Source organism: Rhodoferax sp. GW822-FHT02A01 (assembly GCF_038784515.1).
Taxonomy (GTDB): domain Bacteria; phylum Pseudomonadota; class Gammaproteobacteria; order Burkholderiales; family Burkholderiaceae_C; genus Allorhodoferax.
In genome coordinates this window covers 5019599-5036443 of the sequence record NZ_CP152376.1, presented here as the reverse complement: position 1 = coordinate 5036443, position 16845 = coordinate 5019599, and the positions used below count along the sequence as shown (strand labels likewise).

The following is a 16845-nucleotide window of genomic DNA, read 5'->3' as shown; positions in this document are numbered from 1 at the left end:
CCTCATGGACGAATTGCCTAGTACCCCGGTTGCAGCCGCAGCACCAGCCTATCTGCTGGAGCCCTTCAAGGATCTGGCCGGTTGGACCCGCTTTTTTCTTCAAGCCGAAGTTCCGGTGCTGGAAAAGACCTCGCTTGCACTTGAAGAGTTGCGAGCCCGGGAAGAAGATGTGGATGCCAGCATGTTGGCCGATCTGGTGGACTCCGACCCTCTTTTCACCATCAAGGTGTTGGCCTATGTGTCGGCCAAGCGCCGCAATACCGATTCGACGCAGACCGAAACGGTGATCACGTCCCTGGTGATGATGGGCGTGGCGCCTTTTTTCCGCGAGTTCGGCAAGCAGCCCACGGTGGAAGAACGCCTGTGCACGCAACCGGCAGCGTTGGCGGTCCTGCAGGGCCTGATCCGGCGGGCACGGCGCGCGGCGCACTTTGCCACCGGCTTTGCAGTGCATCGTGGCGATACCGATGTGGCCGTGATCCGTCAGGCGGCCTTTCTGCACGACTTTGCGGAAATGCTGATGTGCTGCTACGCCCCGGCCATGGAGATGGAAATCCGGGCCATGCAACAGGCCAATCCGACCCTGCGCACCATCAGTCTGCAACGGTTTGTCTTCAACATCGACTTGAACGACCTGCGCCAGGCCTTGATGAAGCACTGGGCACTCTCCGAGTTGCTGGTGCGCATCAGCGATGGCAAGCACCCCGAGCACCCGGCCGTGCGCAACGTGTTGCTGGCGGTACGGCTGGCGCGCCATACCGAGAGCGGCTGGGACAATGCGGCTTTGCCGGACGACATCGACGACATCGCCGTTCTGCTCAATTCAACGGCGCGCGTGGCGCGGGCGTTTGTCTACAAGATCGACCAGACGGCGTAGTGCAGCTCCCCTGTGAGGGCAGCTTTGTACAAGTTTCGACAGGGGTTGATGTAAAACAAAGTAATTTCCGGCAGGTGGGCCTGTGGGTACCCAGCCTGCGGGCACCGCGCAACGTAAAATCGCTTCCTGTCCGCAGCAAAGCGCCAAATGGTCTCTCACCGCAATACAACATCCAGCTTATTGGCTGGCTTCTCCCTTTTCCTGTTCCTGACATGCGCCGCGCCGGCCCAAGCCGCAAGCGCTGCCTCGGGGTCGGTGTTTCTGGAGGACCTCACTTCGTTTGAATTGCGCGCCATGGTTGCCAAAGGGGCGACCACGGTGCTGGTGCCCATAGGCGGAACCGAGCAAAACGGTCCGCATATGGCGCTGGGCAAGCACAATGTGCGGGCCAAGGCGCTGGCCGGGCAGATTGCGCAGCGCCTGGGCAACGCGGTGGTGGCGCCGGTGCTGGGTTATGTGCCGGAGGGCTCCATCTTTCCGCCGGTCGCGCATATGCGCTTTAGCGGCACCATCTCCATTTCCGAGGCGACATTCGAGTCCATTCTGGAGTCCACCGCCCGCAGCTTCAAGCAGCACGGTTTTCACCACATCGTGTTTCTAGGTGACCACGGCGGTTACCAGAAGAGCGAGGTGCGGGCCGCTGACAAGATCAACAAGGAATTTGCCAAGGGCGGCGATTTCCACGCCCTGGCTCTGACCGCCTATTACGAGGCCACGCAGGCGCCGTTCATCCGTGATCTGCGCGCCAAGGGCTTCTCGGATGCCGAGATCGGCACCCACGCCGGTCTGGCTGACACCTCGCTCATGCTGGCCATTGACAAATCGCTGGTGCGCATGGACCTGCTGGCAGAGGGCGCCAAGACAGGCCCGTCCGACGGTGTCTACGGCGATCCGCGCAAGTCCACGGCGGAACTGGGGCAGATCGGCGTACGCCACATCGTGGACCAGTCGGTGCAGGCCATCCAGGAAGCCATCAAGCAAGGCAATTGAAGTTCATCTGATACATCGAGTCTTTCCTCATGCACTACAAAAAACTCAGCATCGTTTCTTTCTGCGCAGTGGCCGTAGCCGCGCTGGCGACCTTGGGCAATGCGGCCAGCAATGCGCCGGCCACGACCAAGTCTGCAGTCAATACCGTTCCTGGAATGCCCGTTGTGGCAGACCCGGACAACCTCTACAGTGAAACCCGCGCCGACCAGATGCTGCCCGAGGTCAAGGCCGATCTGGAGCGTGTCTATGTTCCGAACCTGCGCGGCAACAACGTCACCGTCATCGATCCCGCCACCTTGAAGGTGGTGGATACGTTCAAGGTGGGACGTGCACCGCAGCATATTGTTCCTTCCTGGGACATGCGTACCCTGTGGGTTGCCAACAACGCAGAGCGGGGCAGCGATGGCAGCCTGACGCCGGTGGACCCGCGCACAGGCAAGCCCGGCAAGTCCATTCCGGTGGACGACCCCTACAACGTCTACTTCACGCCCGACGGCCAGTCCACCATCATCGTGGCCGAAGCCAAGCACCGTCTGGACTTCCGTGATCCCAAGACCCTGAAGCTCCAATACGCGATCGAGGCGCCCAAGTGCGGTGGCATCAACCACGGCGACTTTTCCATCGACGGTCGCTATGCCATCTTTACCTGTGAATTTGAAGGTAGCGTGGCCAAGATCGACCTGGTCAACAAGTCTCTGGTGGGCTACCTGAAACTGGAATTGCCCAAGACACGTTTCAAGGACAACTCCAAACCGTTCAACCCGCTGGAGACGGAAATCTGCACGGCCAAGAAAGGCATGCCACAGGACATCCGCATCTCGCCCAACGGCAAGACTTTCTATGTGGCAGACATGGAGTCCGACGGCGTGCATCTGATCGACGGGGAATCGTTCAAGGAAGTCGGGTTCATCAGCACTGGCGTGGCAGCGCATGGCCTGTATCCCAGCCGCGACGCCAAGCAGATGTATGTGGCAAATCGTGGCTCCCACGCCATCCACGGCAAGCGCAAGGGCCCGGGCAGCGTGTCGGTGATTGACCTGGCAACCAACAAGGTGCTCACCACTTGGCCCATCCCCGGCGGTGGCAGCCCGGACATGGGCAATGTCAGCAATGACGGCAAGTGGCTGTGGCTGTCTGGACGCTTCGATGATGTGGTCTACCGCATCGAAACCGCCTCGGGCAAAGTGGATCAGATCGCTGTGGGTCAAGAGCCACACGGTCTGGCGGTGTGGCCGCAACCTGGCCGATATTCACTGGGTCATACCGGCAACTTCCGCTAGGGCGTTGCCAAGGCGATGATCCGCTCCACCTGGATGGCAATGGGGGTGGGCACCGGTAGGGCGCCACTCAACACGGACTGAATGTAGGCCGCCGTCGTTGGTGCATCGCAACTGGTGGGCAGGTCGGGCAGGGTGCTCAGAGTCCCGGCCTGCTGCTCCTGCACCGAATCCACCACCCCTTCGCGCATGCACGTCATCTTCGGAAGACGGCGAGGGTCGGCCACGGCCTCGCCCTCGGTACCGCGTATCAGCATGGCGCTGGCTCCCAGCGCTTGCAGTACTGCGGCCATGGAGACGGCGTATTCCGGATGCGTGTAACTGGTCACCAGCACTTGTGGCCCTTCGCACGGCAATAGCAATTTGACCAGGCTGTGCGCCGGGTTGCGCAACTGCACCACGCGGCGAACATCCAGCAATGCCTGCAGTCCGCGGTGCAAGGCCTTGGTTGGGACAAAGGCTACCTCTCCTGGATGCACCGGTGTGCTGGCGTCGCGCGGCAGGATTCCGAGTGCCGCGAGCACATCGGATGTAAACACGCGCTGCCCCTCCGTTGCGGTGCCGTGCAGGGCGACTGCAAACCCTTTGCGCGCCAAAAGCAAGGCCAGTAAAGGCGTGAGCACCGGCAACTTGCGTGCGCCGTTGTAGGTTGGTATGACGATGGCCGGCCGGGATTCCTTGGCGGGCGCAATCCGAATCTTGGCAATGCGCTGCTGTGTCGCATCCCAGAACCCGCACATTTCTTCGGTGGTTTCACCCTTGATGCGCATCGCCAGACAAAACGCCCCGATTTCCAGATCCGAGACCGCTCCGTCCAGTATCTGGCCAAACAAGTCTGCCGATTGCTCTCTGGAAAGCGCGCGTGCGCCGTCTTTTCCGCGTCCGATTTCTTTGATGAAGTGTCCTATTGCCATAGGCCCATTGTCGACGAAGCAGGCCAGTTTGGGTTGAGCGCCCCGGCCACGCCTTCGCGCGGATTCCTTCAGACCATCAAATTTTGATCAAGTAGTTTTTTGAGGCCGTGGGCAAGATGCCGCGACGCTAACCCTGAGGCGGCTGCCGCAAAGGCATCCGAGGTAAACATGAAATGCAATCGAAATTCAAACCAGGCGCTGCAAGTGGTGCTTGGTAGCCAGACTATCAAGGCTTTCGTGGCTTCGCCCAAGGAATTCAAGGTAATCGGGATTGTCCGCATGGGCATGGAATTCGGGCTCCTCGCGACCTCGGCCTCCGGCGCATATGTGAGAGTAAACGGGTCCACGGTACAGCGCCTGAATAGTGCCGCAGTGGAAGAAGCCATCCGGATAGCGCGCATCAGTGGCAGAGGCGAATCGTATGCGGCTTCGCGAGCACATACATCGCCCGTAGCACTACAGGCACCAGCCGTCATCGTGCGCAAGCGCCGCCGCTACATTGAAGTTCCCACGGCTACAGTGGCACCTTCGGCCAACGCCTCGGTGCGGGTAGCAGCTGCCTGAAGTTACTTTCGCCAGTAGTGGTAACGCCAGGTGGTCTGAAAGCCCAGCCGGCTGTACAACGCGATAGCATTTGCGTTGCCTTCTTCAACCTGCAGGAAGCACCTGTCCAGATTTCTCAGGCGAGCCTGGCTGCCAAAAGCCAGGATCAGGGCAAAGGCAGCGCCTTGGCCCCGCACCCTCTTCAAAGTGCGCAAGCCATGCAAACTCATCCAGCCTTGGCTGAAGGACGCCGTACCCGCGGCCACGGCACCGCTCGAATCCTCAATCCATCCATATTGCAGAAAACGGCTGCGGCTTAGCGCTTTCAGCCGGTTGGCACCGTCTATCGGATCAAAGTCGTCTGCAAGATAGACGGATTCCCAACCGGCCGATGGCTTGTCGTCCTGTTGGACCGTCCATGCAGTGGTTGCTTGCGGCCAATCCCGGATATCGCTCACCATGGTCAGTGTGGGTTGGTGCGCGGCGTAGCCTCGCGAGCGCAAGGCGGCATGCAGCTCGCTCAGGCCAGCCACATCGGCCACTCGGAACTGCGCTTTCAGCCCTTTGGAAACGTAGCGGGATTCGATCAAGGCTATGTCGCCGGGGTTCACGCCGTCATGGCGCAACGGTACGGCTGAAATGGCGCGGCCTACCGTGGTGCTGTCAAAGGGCAGTGCCCAGTTGGGGAGAAACTCGGTAGCCTCGGGTGCAACTGCGTCCAATGTGGCTTTTTCCAAGGATTCAATTTCGATGTGCATGGGGCGTACTCTAAACTCTGGCCCCATGTCACAAAAGTTGTTGGTACTGGGGATTGAGTCGTCTTGCGACGAGACGGGCGTCGCCCTGGTGCAATGCCATTCCGCAGAACACAAGGGTGAGGTGCCGGAGCTGTTGGCGCACGCACTATTCAGCCAAATCGAAATGCACAAGGCTTTTGGCGGGGTTGTTCCGGAATTGGCCAGCCGCGACCACATCCGGCGCGTGCTTCCCCTGGCACAGGAAGTGTTGAAAGGTTCAGGGCGCAGCTTGTCGGAAGTGGATGTGGTTGCCTATACCCGCGGCCCCGGTCTGGCAGGTGCCTTGCTGGTGGGGGCTGGTGTGGCTTGCGCACTGGGTGCTGCTTTAGGCAAGCCGGTGCTGGGCGTGCATCATCTGGAAGGGCATTTGTTGTCGCCATTTCTGAGTGCTGACCCACCGGAGTTCCCCTTTGTTGCCCTGCTGGTTTCCGGTGGACACACCCAGCTTATGCGGGTGGATGGCGTGGGAAGCTATGTGCTGTTGGGCGAGTCCATTGACGATGCAGCGGGTGAGGCGTTTGATAAGTCGGCCAAGCTGATGGGGCTGGATTACCCCGGCGGGCCGCTCCTGGCGCGCATGGCGGAGTCCGGCAATCCCAAAGCCTACACCTTGCCCAGGCCCTTGCTGCACAGCGGGAACCTGGACTTTTCATTCGCTGGGTTGAAGACAGCGGTGTTGGTGCAGTCGCAAAAGATGGTTGCCGCTGCGGGCGTTTCCATCTTCAAGGACTTGCCGCAGGATGAGCAGCACGATCTGGCTGCTTCTACCCAGGCCGCCATTGTGGAAGTGCTGGTGAAAAAGGCCATGATGGCCCTGAAGCAAACCGGCCTGAAGCGGCTGGTGGTGGCTGGGGGAGTGGGGGCGAACCGGCAGCTACGTGCGCAACTCAACGAAGCCTGTGGTGTGCGCAAGATCCGGGTGCATTACCCGGAGCTGCATTTGTGCACCGACAATGGCGCCATGATCGCCTTGGCTGCAGCCATGCGGCTGCAAAGTGGCAAACAGCAAGCCAGCGCGAATTACGCTTTTGACGTCAAGCCGCGCTGGCCCCTGGATTCACTGTAGGTCGCCTGTTACTGGATGGTGATTTCGGCAGCATTGCTGACGGGAATCTTCTTGGTCAGCTTCAGGGTCAGCACGCCGTTTTCCAGCTTGGCTTCGCTCAGGGTGGGCTCAATGTCCTGGGGCAATTCGTAGGCCACACGGTACTGGCGCGGTGCACCTTCGCGGCTGGAGATGCGCACTACGGCGCCTTCGATGGAGATGCTCAGTTGGTCACGTGCAATGCCGGGAACGTCCAGGCTGAGGTGAAAAGCGGTCTCATCCTGCTTGTATTGGGGGGCGGGCTGGCGTGACTCTAGAGCGGCATTGCTCAGAAAGCGCTCCAGTGCACGTCCTGCAGGTGCATAGGCATTGCGGCGAAAAGCGGGGTGGGCGGTGGCAAACATCATGGTGAACTCCTGGTTCTTGGCGCGCCGCTCACCGTGAGCGCCGCATGGTCCACAACTGCGTCCTGCCGCTGCGAATTCAAGAGAATTTCAAGGTGTTTATTGTTGCGTCCACGGGCTTGAAAACCGTCGTGATGGCGCTATCTGCTGGCACCTGCCAATTTCGGTCAAAGCGGAGATTTGGTGACTCCCGTGGGCTCGGCTATAATCCTAAGGCTTTGCATACCGCAAGGCGCACGTTTGGAGCAGTTCCAGCACCAGGCGCAAGTTCAACCACCGGGACGTCGCTCGCAGGAGCGGGGTCGTCCAAAACAGGAAGTAAGACATGATCGCATCCAGCATCAAAGCAGCCGTTGTCAAGGACAATGCACGTAGCGCCGGTGATACCGGATCCCCCGAAGTTCAAGTAGCACTGCTGACCGCACGCATCAACGAACTCACCCCCCACTTCAAGACCCACGCCAAGGACCACCATGGTCGTCGTGGTCTGTTGCGTATGGTGAGCCGTCGCCGCAAGCTGCTGGACTACCTGAAGGACAAGGACGCTGACCGTTACACCGCGCTGATCGCCAAGTTGGGTCTGCGCAAGTAAGCGAAAGCCAAAATAAGTGAGGCGCCTGAGTTAGGTCACTAGCTCAGGCGTTTTTTACTTCGGAGACGGCAAAAGCAGAGCGAAGCTGTGTCATTCCAGCGTCATTTGACGCAAGTGCCGCTGGAATGGCATCGTGGACTGCGACGTTGAATCCGGGCTTGGGCGAGGTGGCCTGCACCTCCCAATTCATATCCGTAATCAATGGAGATAAGCAATATGACGATGTTCAAAAAAGTAAGCAAGACGTTCCAGTGGGGCCAACACACAGTCACCATGGAAACCGGCGAAATCGCCCGTCAATCCAGCGGCGCCGTGCTGCTGGACATGGACGGCACCGTGGTGCTGGCCACCGTGGTCGCCAAGACCGAAGGCAAGGCCGGTCAGGACTTTTTCCCCCTGACCGTTGACTACCTCGAAAAGAGCTATGCCGCTGGCAAGATTCCCGGCAGCTTCTTCAAGCGCGAAGGCCGCCCCAGCGAATTCGAGACCCTGACCAGCCGCCTGATCGACCGTCCAATCCGCCCCCTGTTCCCTGAAGGCTTTTTCAACGAAGTGCACGTGGTTGTGCATACCGTGTCGCTGAATCCTGAAGTCGATGCCGACATCGCCTCCATGATCGCCGTGAGCGCCGCACTGTCCGTCAGCGGCGTGCCTTTCAGCGGCCCCATTGGTGCCGCCCGCGTGGGTTACGTCAACGGTGAATACGTGCTCAACCCTGGCCAGACTGCCCGCAAGGATTCCTTGATGGATCTGGTGGTGGCTGGTACTGAAGCCGCAGTGCTGATGGTCGAGTCCGAAGCCCAACAACTGTCCGAAGAAGTCATGCTGGGTGCTGTGGTTTACGGCCACCAGCAAGGCAATATCGCCATCAACGCCATCCATGAACTGGTGCGTGATGCGGGCAAGCCGGTGTGGGACTGGAAGGCTCCTGCCAAGGACGAAGCACTGATCGCCAAGATCGACAGCCTGGCCAAGGACAAGCTGGTTGCCGCATACCAGATCCGCAACAAGCAAGCCCGTACGCAAGCGTGCCGCGCGGCTTACGCTGACGTCATGGCCGCCCTGAAGGCCGATGGCGCTGCGTTTGACAGTGTGGCTGTCGAAGGCCTGCTGTTTGAAATCGAAGCCAAGATCGTGCGCAGCCAGATTTTGGCAGGCGAACCCCGTATCGACGGCCGCGACACCCGTACCGTGCGTCCGATCGAAATCCGTAACAGCGTGCTGCCGCGCACCCATGGCTCTGCCCTGTTTACCCGTGGCGAGACCCAGGCTTTGGTGATCACCACCCTGGGCACCGAGCGTGATGCGCAGCGCATTGACGCACTGTCCGGTGAGTACGAAGACCGCTTCATGCTGCACTACAACATGCCTCCCTTCGCCACCGGTGAAACCGGCCGCGTCGGAACCCCAAAGCGCCGCGAAATCGGCCATGGCCGTCTGGCCAAGCGTGCCCTGGTTGCCGTGCTGCCGAACAAGGAAGACTTTCCCTACACCATGCGTGTGGTGTCTGAAATCACTGAATCCAATGGTTCCTCTTCCATGGCTTCCGTTTGTGGCGGCTGCCTGTCGCTGATGGATGCTGGTGTGCCGATGAAGGCCCATGTGGCTGGTATCGCCATGGGTCTGATCAAGGAAGACAACCGCTTTGCCGTGTTGACCGACATCCTGGGTGACGAAGACCACCTGGGTGACATGGACTTCAAGGTGGCCGGTACCACCAACGGTATTACTGCTCTGCAGATGGACATCAAGATCCAGGGCATCACCAAGGAAATCATGCAGGTTGCTCTGGCCCAGGCCAAGGAAGCCCGTATGCACATCCTGGGCAAGATGCAGGAAGCCATGTCCGAAGCCAAGACCGAAGTGTCCAACTTCGCACCGCGCCTGTTCACCATGAAGATCAACCCCGAGAAGATTCGTGACGTGATCGGCAAGGGCGGCGCAGTCATCCGTGCGTTGACCGAAGAAACTGGCACCCAGATCAACATCGAGGAAGACGGCACCATCACCATCGCTTCCGCCGATCCAGCCAAGGCTGAAGAAGCCAAGCGCCGTATCGAACAGATCACCGCAGAAGTGGAAATCGGCAAGGTCTACGAAGGCCCGGTTACCAAGATTCTGGACTTCGGCGCCCTGGTCAACCTGCTGCCCGGCAAGGATGGCCTGCTGCACATCAGTCAGATCGCCCATGAGCGCGTCGAAAAGGTCACGGACTACCTGTCCGAAGGTCAGATCGTCAAGGTCAAGGTTCTGGAGACCGACGAAAAGGGTCGTATCAAGCTGTCCATGAAGGCGCTACTTGACCGTCCGGCAGCAAACGGCGAACAGCAAGGTTAAGTACGCAAGCAAGCCGGGGTCTCTGAGTCCGTCTCGGACGACCCCTGCGGTACACACTTCATGAAAGTCATCGAAATAGCATCCTTTGGCGCGCCGGACGTTTTACGTCTGGCAGAGCGCCCCATGCCGTCAGCGGCAGTGGGTGAGCTGTGTCTGCGGGTGTCTGCCAGCGGGGTGAACCGTCCCGATGTGCTGCAGCGTGGCGGACACTACCCTGCGCCCGAGGGGGCATCCGACATTCCCGGACTGGAAGTGGCCGGGACGATCGTTGATGGCGATGCGCAGGCGCTGGCGGCCGCAGGTTTGCATGTGGGAGACCGCGTGTGTGCGCTGGTGGCGGGCGGCGGCTATGCTGAATTCTGCGTGGCACCGATTGCGCAATGCCTGCCCGTTCCGCGGGGCTTGAGTGATGTCGAGGCTGCGAGCCTGCCGGAGACTTTCTTTACCGTCTGGAGCAATGTGTTTGACCGCGGCCGCCTGGCCAATGGTGAAACCTTGTTGGTGCAAGGCGGTACCAGCGGCATTGGCGTAACCGCCATTCAGTTGGCCAAGGCTTTGGGGGCCAAGGTGATTGCCACCGCCGGCAGCGATGCCAAGTGCGATGCGATCCTTGCGCTCGGTGCTGACCATGCCATCAACTACAAGACGCAGGATTTTGAAGCCGAAGTCAAACGCCTGACCGATGGCCGCGGCGTGGACGTGATACTGGACATGGTGGCGGGAGCCTATGTGGCGCGTGAAGTCAATTGCCTGGCTGAGGACGGCCGTCTGGTCATCATTGCCGTGCAGGGTGGTGTGAAAAGTGAAATCAATGCAGGTCTGGTGATGCGCAAGCGCCTGACGGTGACCGGTTCCACGCTGCGCGTGCGGCCGGTGGCCTTCAAACAGGCCATCGCACAAGCCTGTCTGCACAAGGTCTGGCCGCTGCTGGAATCCGGACACGTTAAGCCGGTGATCCACAGCGTATTTGCTGCGGTGGATGCCGCAAGCCCGACGGGAAGTGGAGCGGCTGCAGCGCATGCATTGATGGAGTCCAATCGGCATGTGGGGAAAATTGTTTTGAATTGGGGAACAGCATGAAAAAGAAGCTGATCGCTGGCAATTGGAAGATGAACGGCAATGCAGCCTCCAATGCCGCTTTGCTGCAAGCCTTGCTGGCTGGTTCTGCAGATTGGAAGAGCCTGGTGACGGTGTGTGTGCCCGCGGTCTATCTGGCGCAAGTTCAACATTTGGTTGAGGGTACCGCCATTGCCCTGGGCGCACAGGATGTCTCGGCGCAGGAGTCCGGTGCTTATACCGGTGAAATTTCTGCTGCCATGCTCAAGGACTTTGGCACTCGCTACGTGATCGTGGGTCATTCCGAGCGTCGTCATTACCATGGCGAGACAGATAGCACAGTGGCAACCAAGGCCCAGCGTGCCTTGGCGGCAGGCATTACTCCGATCGTGTGTGTGGGTGAGACCTTGGCGGAGCGTGAGGCTGGTCGTACGGAAGAGGTGGTCAAGCGCCAGTTGGCGGCGGTTATTCATGCCAATGGCCATTGCATAAGTGAAATCGTTGTGGCGTACGAGCCTGTCTGGGCCATTGGTACTGGCAAAACTGCGACGCCCGAAATGGCGCAGCAAGTACACGCCGTGCTAAGGGCGCAACTGCATGCCGCCAGTGAGAAGGCTGACCGCGTCCACATTCTGTACGGCGGCAGCATGAATGCAGCCAATGCGGCCCAATTGCTGGCGCAGCCGGATATTGATGGCGGCCTGGTTGGTGGAGCCGCACTCAAGGCGGCAGATTTTCTTTCCATCATTGCCGCAGCCAACTGATGCGCGCGGCAGGTTTACGAATTAGGAGAAGAGTATGAGTATTGTGGTTACGATTATTTTGACGGTTCAAATGTTGTCTGCTTTGGCCATGATCGGCCTGATTTTGGTGCAGCACGGCAAAGGTGCGGACATGGGTGCTGCCTTTGGTAGCGGGAGCTCTGGCAGCTTGTTCGGCGCCAGTGGCAGTGCCAATTTCCTGTCACGAACAACCGCCATCCTGGCCACGGTGTTCTTTGTGTGCACGTTGGCTTTGGCCTATTTCGGCAACCAGCGCCCCAGCAGTTCTGGCAGTGTCTTGGAGTCTGTGGCACCTGCTGCGCCGGCTGCCGCTGTGGCCCCGGCTGCGCCTGCAGCCCCTGCATCGGGCGCCGCACAAATTCCATCGAAGTAATTCCCTTCACCCCAGGGGAACCGGGGTGATTTCAGGGTAAACTCTAAGGTTGCTGGATGAGCAAAAAGCCGTGGGGCTCCTCACGCAAGTCCTGCAACATAAAGCCGCCGTCGTGGTGAAATTGGTAGACACGCTATCTTGAGGGGGTAGTGGCGAAAGCTGTGCGAGTTCGAGTCTCGCCGACGGCACCAAATGTGGTGACTTCACTCCGGAGCTCTCCGGTGTGAAGCAATTTACGGTGATCAGATCCAAAGATGAACCTCGATCAATATCTCCCCGTCCTCTTGTTCATCTTGGTTGGTATCGGCATCGGCGTCGCACCCCAAGTCATTGGTTATGTGCTCGGTCCCAATCGACCGGATGCGGCCAAAAACTCCCCTTACGAATGTGGCTTCGAGGCATTTGAAGATGCCCGCATGAAGTTCGACGTGCGCTACTACCTTGTGGCCATCCTGTTCATCTTGTTTGACCTGGAAACTGCGTTCCTGTTTCCCTGGGCTGTTTCGCTGAGAGAGACGGGCCTGATTGGTTTCCTGGTTGGGCTGGAATTCGTGGCGGTGCTCACGATCGGTTTTGTCTACATGTGGAAAAAAGGCGCCCTCGATTGGGAGTAAACAAATGATTGAAGGTGTACTCAAAGAAGGATTTGTCACCACGAGTTACGACTCGGTGATGAATTGGGCCAAGACCGGCTCCATTTGGCCCATGACTTTTGGTCTGGCGTGCTGTGCGGTGGAGATGATGCACTCTGCGGTTGCGCGCTATGACCTCAGTCGCTTTGGCGCTGAGGTGTTTCGTGCCAGCCCCCGCCAGTCCGATCTGATGATCGTGGCCGGTACGCTGACCAACAAGATGGCACCCGCATTTCGCAAGGTATACGACCAGATGTCTGAGCCGCGCTGGGTGCTCTCCATGGGTTCCTGTGCGAATGGTGGCGGCTACTACCACTACAGCTATTCCGTGGTGCGCGGCTGTGATCGCATTGTTCCCGTGGATGTGTACGTGCCGGGATGCCCGCCTACAGCTGAAGCGCTGATTTACGGCATCCTGCAGTTGCAGCTGAAGATTCGCCGTACAGAGACGATTGCACGGGCGTAAAGGATCAGCATGACAACATTTTCTGTCCGTCCCGAGGCCACACGCGATGCAGTGGTGGCCGCTCTGGGTGACAAGGTTCAAAAGATATCCATTGCGCTGGGTGAGGTGACTGTTGAAGTTGCTGCTTCCGACTATCTTGCTGCCGCACGTGCACTCAAGGATTCTGCAGGCTGCAAATTTGAGCAATTGATCGATCTGTGTGGCGTGGATTACTCCGAGTACAAGAATGGGGAGCATGATGGCCCGCGTTTTTGTGCGGTGTCACACCTGCTTTCCGTGTCTTTGAATCAGCGCTTGCGTCTGAAAGTTTTTGCCACGGATGACGATATGCCGGTGGTGGATTCGTTGAGCAAGGTATGGGCTTCTGCCAACTGGTTTGAACGCGAAGCGTTTGACCTGTTTGGCATCGTGTTTGAAGGCCACGAAGACCTGCGTCGCATTCTGACCGACTACGGCTTCATCGGGCATCCCTTCCGCAAGGACTTCCCTGCCGAAGGTCACGTGGAAATGCGTTACGACGCCGAGCGTGCACGCGTGGTGTACCAGCCGGTCACCATCGAAGCGCGGGAAATCACCCCGCGCGTGATTCGTGAAGACAAATACGGGGGCCTGCAATAAGCAGTAGAGCGCATGGCTGAAATCAAGAACTACACCCTGAACTTTGGACCCCAACACCCGGCAGCACACGGTGTGTTGCGTCTGGTGCTGGAGCTGGATGGCGAAGTCATCCAGCGTGCAGATCCGCATATCGGGTTGCTGCACCGTGCCACCGAAAAGTTGGCAGAGACCAAGACCTACATCCAGACCTTGCCCTATATGGACCGCCTCGATTACGTGTCCATGATGAGCAATGAGCATGCGTATTGCCTGGCGATCGAAAAGCTGCTGGGTATCGAGGTGCCGGTGCGTGCCCAGTACATCCGTGTGATGTTTGCCGAAATCACGCGCCTGCTCAATCACCTGATGTGGTTGGGCTCGGTGGCCAATGACCTGGGTAGCTCCACTATCCTGATGTACACCTTCCGTGAGCGCGAAGACCTGTTCGACATGTATGAAGCAGTCAGCGGTGCACGTATGCACGCGGCCTACTTCCGTCCGGGCGGCGTGTATCGCGATCTGCCAGAGACCATGCCGAAGTTCAAGGCCAGCAAGGTGCGCAATGCCAAGGGCGTGGAAGAGTTGAACCGCAATCGCCAAGGTTCGTTGCTGGATTACATCGAGGATTTCACACGTCGCTTCCCGGTGTGCATGGAGGAATACCACACACTGCTGACCGACAACCGCATCTTCAAACAGCGTACGGTGGATATCGGCATCGTCACGGACGAGCGCGCACTGAATCTGGGCTTCACCGGCCCCATGCTGCGCGGATCTGGCGTGGCTTGGGATTTGCGCAAGCAGCAGCCGTATGAGGTCTATAGCGAGTTGGAGTTTGACATTCCAGTGGGCAAGACGGGTGATGTGTATGACCGTTACCTGGTCCGCATGGAGGAGATGAAGCAGTCCAACGAGCTCATCAAGCAGTGCATAAAGTGGTTGCGCGCCAACCCCGGCCCAGTGATCACGGAGAACCACAAGGTTGCACCGCCTTCGCGTGAATCCATGAAGACCAGCATGGAAGAGCTGATTCACCACTTCAAGCTGTTTTCTGAAGGCTTTCGCGTGCCGGAAGGCGAGGCGTATGCGGCGGTGGAGCATCCCAAGGGCGAGTTTGGCATCTACATCGTGAGTGATGGTGCCAACAAGCCGTACCGCATGAAGATCCGTCCGCCAGGCTTTGTGCACCTCTCAGGCCTCAACGAAATGACCACCGGTCACATGATCGCTGATGCGGTCGCCGTGATCGGCACGATTGATATTGTTTTTGGAGAGATTGATCGATGATCTCTGAAGCTACCAAAGCGCGCTTTGCCAAGGAAGTAGCCAAGTACCCCGCCGACCAGAAGCAGTCAGCCGTGATGGCTTGCCTGTCGATCGTGCAGCAGGAACTGGGCTATGTCAGCGCCGAAAGTGAAAAAGTAGTGGCTGACTACCTCGGCATGGCGCCTATGGCTGTGCATGAAGTGACCACGTTCTACAACATGTACAACCAGCGCCCGGTTGGCAAGTTCAAGCTCAATGTGTGTACCAATCTGCCTTGCCAGTTGCGCGATGGCCAAGTGGCCCTGCACCATCTGGAAAAAAAGCTGGGCATCTCCATGGGCGAAACCACGGCAGATGGCCTGTTCACCTTGCAGCAGAGCGAGTGCCTGGGCGCCTGCGCCGACTCGCCTGTGATGCTGGTGAATGACCGCAAGATGTGCAGCTTCATGAGCAATGAAAAGCTGGACCAGTTGGTAGACGGCATCCGCGCCGCGGAGGGCAAGGCATGAGCGCTCAAGACATCATCAACCAGTTCAGCGCCACGGGCGTTCAGACCTGTTTTCATGATCGCCACATCAATCCGCAAATCTACGCAGGATTGAATGGTTCCAACTGGCGCATCAAGGACTATGAAGCCCGTGGTGGCTATCAAGCGTTGCGCAAGGTGCTTGGCAAGGACGGCGGCGAAGGGCTGAGCCAGGACCAGGTCATTACGACCGTCAAAGAGTCGGCCCTGCGTGGTCGCGGCGGCGCCGGTTTTCCCACCGGCTTGAAGTGGAGCTTCATGCCGCGCAAGTTCCCGGGACAGAAGTACCTGGTGTGCAATTCGGACGAAGGCGAACCCGGTACCTGCAAGGACCGCGACATCCTGCAATTCAATCCGCATATCGTGATTGAAGGCATGATCATTGCGGCCTACGCCATGGGTATCAGCGTGGGTTACAACTACATCCACGGTGAAATCTTCTCGGCCTACGAGCGCTTTGAAGAAGCACTGGAAGAAGCCCGCGCTGCCGGCTATTTGGGTGACAACATTTTGGGTAGCGAGTTCAGCTTCCAGCTGCACGCGGCCCACGGTTTTGGCGCTTATATCTGCGGTGAAGAAACCGCACTGCTGGAGTCGCTGGAAGGCAAGAAGGGGCAGCCCCGGTTCAAGCCGCCTTTCCCGGCCAGCTTTGGCCTGTACGGCAAGCCCACCACAATCAATAACACCGAGACCTTCGCGGCGGTTCCCTGGATCATCCGCAACGGCGCCCAAGCCTACCTCGAATGCGGCAAGCCCAACAACGGCGGCACCAAGATCTATTCTGTCAGTGGTGACGTGGAGCGTCCCGGCAACTACGAAGTTCCCATGGGTACGCCTTTTGCCAAACTGCTGGAGTTGGCTGGCGGTGTACGTGCCGGACGCACGCTCAAGGCCGTCATCCCCGGTGGATCTTCTTCGCCTGTGTTGCCTGCTTCCATCATCATGGAATGCACCATGGACTACGACTCCATCTCCAAGGCGGGTTCCATGCTCGGTTCTGGCGCTGTGATCGTGATGGACGACAGCCGTTGCATGGTCAAGGCGTTGCAACGCCTGAGCTACTTCTATGCCCACGAATCCTGCGGTCAGTGCACACCTTGCCGCGAAGGCACGGGCTGGTTGTCCCGCGTGGTGGATCGCATCGAAGAAGGACAGGGGCGTCCTGCAGATATGGATCTGCTGGACAACGTGGCTGAGAACATCATGGGTAGAACCATCTGCGCTCTGGGTGACGCGGCGGCCATGCCGGTGCGCGCCATGATCAAGCACTTCCGGCACGAATTTGTGCACCACGTTGAGCACAAGACCTGCATGGTCACTGCCAACGTTTGAGCGAATCGAATATGACCCCCAAGCTCACTTATCGTTCGC

General features: G+C 58.9%; 19 protein-coding genes and 1 tRNA gene. 17 read left to right on the top strand and 3 right to left on the bottom strand.

Annotated elements, in window-relative coordinates; translation table 11 throughout:
- Window positions 1-4 precede the first annotated feature (4 nt).
- From AAGF34_RS23845 to AAGF34_RS23835, 3 genes are all read left to right on the top strand, one after another.
- Window positions 5-877, top strand: a complete 873-nt coding sequence (locus tag AAGF34_RS23845) for an HDOD domain-containing protein (protein WP_342618195.1) — start codon at window positions 5-7, stop codon at window positions 875-877.
- 147 nt (window positions 878-1024) lie between these two features.
- Window positions 1025-1867 (top strand): creatininase family protein, encoded by an 843-nt coding sequence (locus AAGF34_RS23840; protein WP_342618194.1) that lies wholly within the window; start codon window positions 1025-1027, stop codon window positions 1865-1867.
- A gap of 29 nt (window positions 1868-1896) precedes the next feature.
- Window positions 1897-3147 carry a YncE family protein gene (locus tag AAGF34_RS23835; protein WP_342618193.1) on the top strand — a complete coding sequence of 417 codons (1251 nt, stop codon included), beginning with the start codon at window positions 1897-1899 and terminating at the stop codon, window positions 3145-3147.
- Here AAGF34_RS23835 and ybiB read toward each other — a convergent pair.
- Window positions 3144-4058 carry a DNA-binding protein YbiB gene (ybiB, locus tag AAGF34_RS23830; RefSeq protein ID WP_342618192.1) on the bottom strand — a complete coding sequence of 305 codons (915 nt, stop codon included), beginning with the start codon at window positions 4056-4058 and terminating at the stop codon, window positions 3144-3146. The two genes, AAGF34_RS23835 and ybiB, sit on opposite strands and share 4 nt — an antisense overlap.
- Before the next feature lie 168 nt (window positions 4059-4226).
- Between ybiB and AAGF34_RS23825 the strand changes: the two genes are divergently transcribed.
- Window positions 4227-4622, top strand: coding sequence for a hypothetical protein (locus tag AAGF34_RS23825; protein WP_342618191.1), 396 nt, complete (start codon window positions 4227-4229; stop codon window positions 4620-4622).
- Between the two features lie 2 nt (window positions 4623-4624).
- On the opposite strand, the gene AAGF34_RS23820 is transcribed toward AAGF34_RS23825, so the two are convergent.
- A complete protein-coding gene (locus tag AAGF34_RS23820) occupies window positions 4625-5359 on the bottom strand; it encodes a GNAT family N-acetyltransferase (RefSeq protein ID WP_342618190.1) in 735 nt (244 codons plus the stop codon).
- Between the two features lie 37 nt (window positions 5360-5396).
- Between AAGF34_RS23820 and tsaD the strand changes: the two genes are divergently transcribed.
- Entirely contained in the window at window positions 5397-6464 is a 1068-nt protein-coding gene (tsaD, locus tag AAGF34_RS23815) for a tRNA (adenosine(37)-N6)-threonylcarbamoyltransferase complex transferase subunit TsaD (protein WP_342621170.1), read from the top strand.
- 8 nt (window positions 6465-6472) lie between these two features.
- Here tsaD and AAGF34_RS23810 read toward each other — a convergent pair whose 3' ends face one another.
- A complete protein-coding gene (locus tag AAGF34_RS23810; protein WP_342618189.1) occupies window positions 6473-6850 on the bottom strand; it encodes an Hsp20/alpha crystallin family protein in 378 nt (125 codons plus the stop codon).
- A gap of 322 nt (window positions 6851-7172) precedes the next feature.
- Between AAGF34_RS23810 and rpsO the strand changes: the two genes are divergently transcribed.
- The 12 genes from rpsO to nuoF all read left to right on the top strand — a co-directional run bounded on the left by rpsO (window position 7173) and on the right by nuoF (window position 16806).
- On the top strand, window positions 7173-7439 hold the full coding sequence (gene rpsO / locus AAGF34_RS23805; RefSeq protein WP_342618188.1) for a 30S ribosomal protein S15: 267 nt from the start codon (window positions 7173-7175) through the stop codon (window positions 7437-7439).
- A gap of 216 nt (window positions 7440-7655) precedes the next feature.
- On the top strand, window positions 7656-9776 hold the full coding sequence (gene pnp, locus AAGF34_RS23800; RefSeq protein WP_342618187.1) for a polyribonucleotide nucleotidyltransferase: 2121 nt from the start codon (window positions 7656-7658) through the stop codon (window positions 9774-9776).
- A gap of 60 nt (window positions 9777-9836) precedes the next feature.
- The gene (locus tag AAGF34_RS23795) at window positions 9837-10856 is read left to right on the top strand and encodes an NAD(P)H-quinone oxidoreductase (protein ID WP_342618186.1); all 1020 of its coding nucleotides are present in this window, start codon (window positions 9837-9839) and stop codon (window positions 10854-10856) included.
- Complete coding sequence (gene tpiA, locus AAGF34_RS23790; RefSeq protein WP_342618185.1) at window positions 10853-11596, top strand: triose-phosphate isomerase; 744 nt, start codon at window positions 10853-10855, stop codon at window positions 11594-11596. The genes AAGF34_RS23795 and tpiA overlap by 4 nt, the downstream gene beginning before the upstream one ends.
- A 34-nt stretch (window positions 11597-11630) precedes the next feature.
- On the top strand, window positions 11631-11987 hold the full coding sequence (secG, locus tag AAGF34_RS23785) for a preprotein translocase subunit SecG (RefSeq protein WP_342618184.1): 357 nt from the start codon (window positions 11631-11633) through the stop codon (window positions 11985-11987).
- A 106-nt stretch (window positions 11988-12093) separates the two neighbouring features.
- Window positions 12094-12178 (top strand) — tRNA-Leu (locus AAGF34_RS23780).
- Window positions 12179-12241: 63 nt separating this feature from the next.
- Complete coding sequence (locus tag AAGF34_RS23775; RefSeq protein ID WP_342618183.1) at window positions 12242-12601, top strand: NADH-quinone oxidoreductase subunit A; 360 nt, start codon at window positions 12242-12244, stop codon at window positions 12599-12601.
- A gap of 4 nt (window positions 12602-12605) precedes the next feature.
- Window positions 12606-13085 (top strand): NADH-quinone oxidoreductase subunit B family protein, encoded by a 480-nt coding sequence (locus AAGF34_RS23770; RefSeq protein ID WP_342618182.1) that lies wholly within the window; start codon window positions 12606-12608, stop codon window positions 13083-13085.
- Between the two features lie 9 nt (window positions 13086-13094).
- Entirely contained in the window at window positions 13095-13703 is a 609-nt protein-coding gene (locus AAGF34_RS23765) for an NADH-quinone oxidoreductase subunit C (RefSeq protein ID WP_342618181.1), read from the top strand.
- Between the two features lie 12 nt (window positions 13704-13715).
- Entirely contained in the window at window positions 13716-14969 is a 1254-nt protein-coding gene (locus AAGF34_RS23760; RefSeq protein WP_342618180.1) for an NADH-quinone oxidoreductase subunit D, read from the top strand.
- Window positions 14966-15457, top strand: a complete 492-nt coding sequence (gene nuoE, locus AAGF34_RS23755; RefSeq protein ID WP_342618179.1) for an NADH-quinone oxidoreductase subunit NuoE — start codon at window positions 14966-14968, stop codon at window positions 15455-15457. Before AAGF34_RS23760 ends, nuoE begins: the two co-directional genes overlap by 4 nt.
- Window positions 15454-16806 carry an NADH-quinone oxidoreductase subunit NuoF gene (gene nuoF / locus AAGF34_RS23750; protein ID WP_342618178.1) on the top strand — a complete coding sequence of 451 codons (1353 nt, stop codon included), beginning with the start codon at window positions 15454-15456 and terminating at the stop codon, window positions 16804-16806. The genes nuoE and nuoF overlap by 4 nt, the downstream gene beginning before the upstream one ends.
- Window positions 16807-16845: the final 39 nt, after the last annotated feature.

What these genes read in the sequence shown, in the direction of transcription:
- AAGF34_RS23845 (WP_342618195.1), top strand. Translation starts at nt 5, where the DNA reads ATGGACGAATTGCCTAGTACCCCGGTTGCAGCCGCAGCACCAGCCTAT.
- AAGF34_RS23840 (WP_342618194.1), top strand. Translation starts at nt 1,025, where the DNA reads ATGGTCTCTCACCGCAATACAACATCCAGCTTATTGGCTGGCTTCTCC.
- AAGF34_RS23835 (WP_342618193.1), top strand. Translation starts at nt 1,897, where the DNA reads ATGCACTACAAAAAACTCAGCATCGTTTCTTTCTGCGCAGTGGCCGTA.
- ybiB (WP_342618192.1), bottom strand. Translation starts at nt 4,058, where the DNA reads ATGGCAATAGGACACTTCATCAAAGAAATCGGACGCGGAAAAGACGGC.
- AAGF34_RS23825 (WP_342618191.1), top strand. Translation starts at nt 4,227, where the DNA reads ATGAAATGCAATCGAAATTCAAACCAGGCGCTGCAAGTGGTGCTTGGT.
- AAGF34_RS23820 (WP_342618190.1), bottom strand. Translation starts at nt 5,359, where the DNA reads ATGCACATCGAAATTGAATCCTTGGAAAAAGCCACATTGGACGCAGTT.
- AAGF34_RS23810 (WP_342618189.1), bottom strand. Translation starts at nt 6,850, where the DNA reads ATGATGTTTGCCACCGCCCACCCCGCTTTTCGCCGCAATGCCTATGCA.
- rpsO (WP_342618188.1), top strand. Translation starts at nt 7,173, where the DNA reads ATGATCGCATCCAGCATCAAAGCAGCCGTTGTCAAGGACAATGCACGT.
- pnp (WP_342618187.1), top strand. Translation starts at nt 7,656, where the DNA reads ATGACGATGTTCAAAAAAGTAAGCAAGACGTTCCAGTGGGGCCAACAC.
- AAGF34_RS23795 (WP_342618186.1), top strand. Translation starts at nt 9,837, where the DNA reads ATGAAAGTCATCGAAATAGCATCCTTTGGCGCGCCGGACGTTTTACGT.
- tpiA (WP_342618185.1), top strand. Translation starts at nt 10,853, where the DNA reads ATGAAAAAGAAGCTGATCGCTGGCAATTGGAAGATGAACGGCAATGCA.
- secG (WP_342618184.1), top strand. Translation starts at nt 11,631, where the DNA reads ATGAGTATTGTGGTTACGATTATTTTGACGGTTCAAATGTTGTCTGCT.
- AAGF34_RS23775 (WP_342618183.1), top strand. Translation starts at nt 12,242, where the DNA reads ATGAACCTCGATCAATATCTCCCCGTCCTCTTGTTCATCTTGGTTGGT.
- AAGF34_RS23770 (WP_342618182.1), top strand. Translation starts at nt 12,606, where the DNA reads ATGATTGAAGGTGTACTCAAAGAAGGATTTGTCACCACGAGTTACGAC.
- AAGF34_RS23765 (WP_342618181.1), top strand. Translation starts at nt 13,095, where the DNA reads ATGACAACATTTTCTGTCCGTCCCGAGGCCACACGCGATGCAGTGGTG.
- AAGF34_RS23760 (WP_342618180.1), top strand. Translation starts at nt 13,716, where the DNA reads ATGGCTGAAATCAAGAACTACACCCTGAACTTTGGACCCCAACACCCG.
- nuoE (WP_342618179.1), top strand. Translation starts at nt 14,966, where the DNA reads ATGATCTCTGAAGCTACCAAAGCGCGCTTTGCCAAGGAAGTAGCCAAG.
- nuoF (WP_342618178.1), top strand. Translation starts at nt 15,454, where the DNA reads ATGAGCGCTCAAGACATCATCAACCAGTTCAGCGCCACGGGCGTTCAG.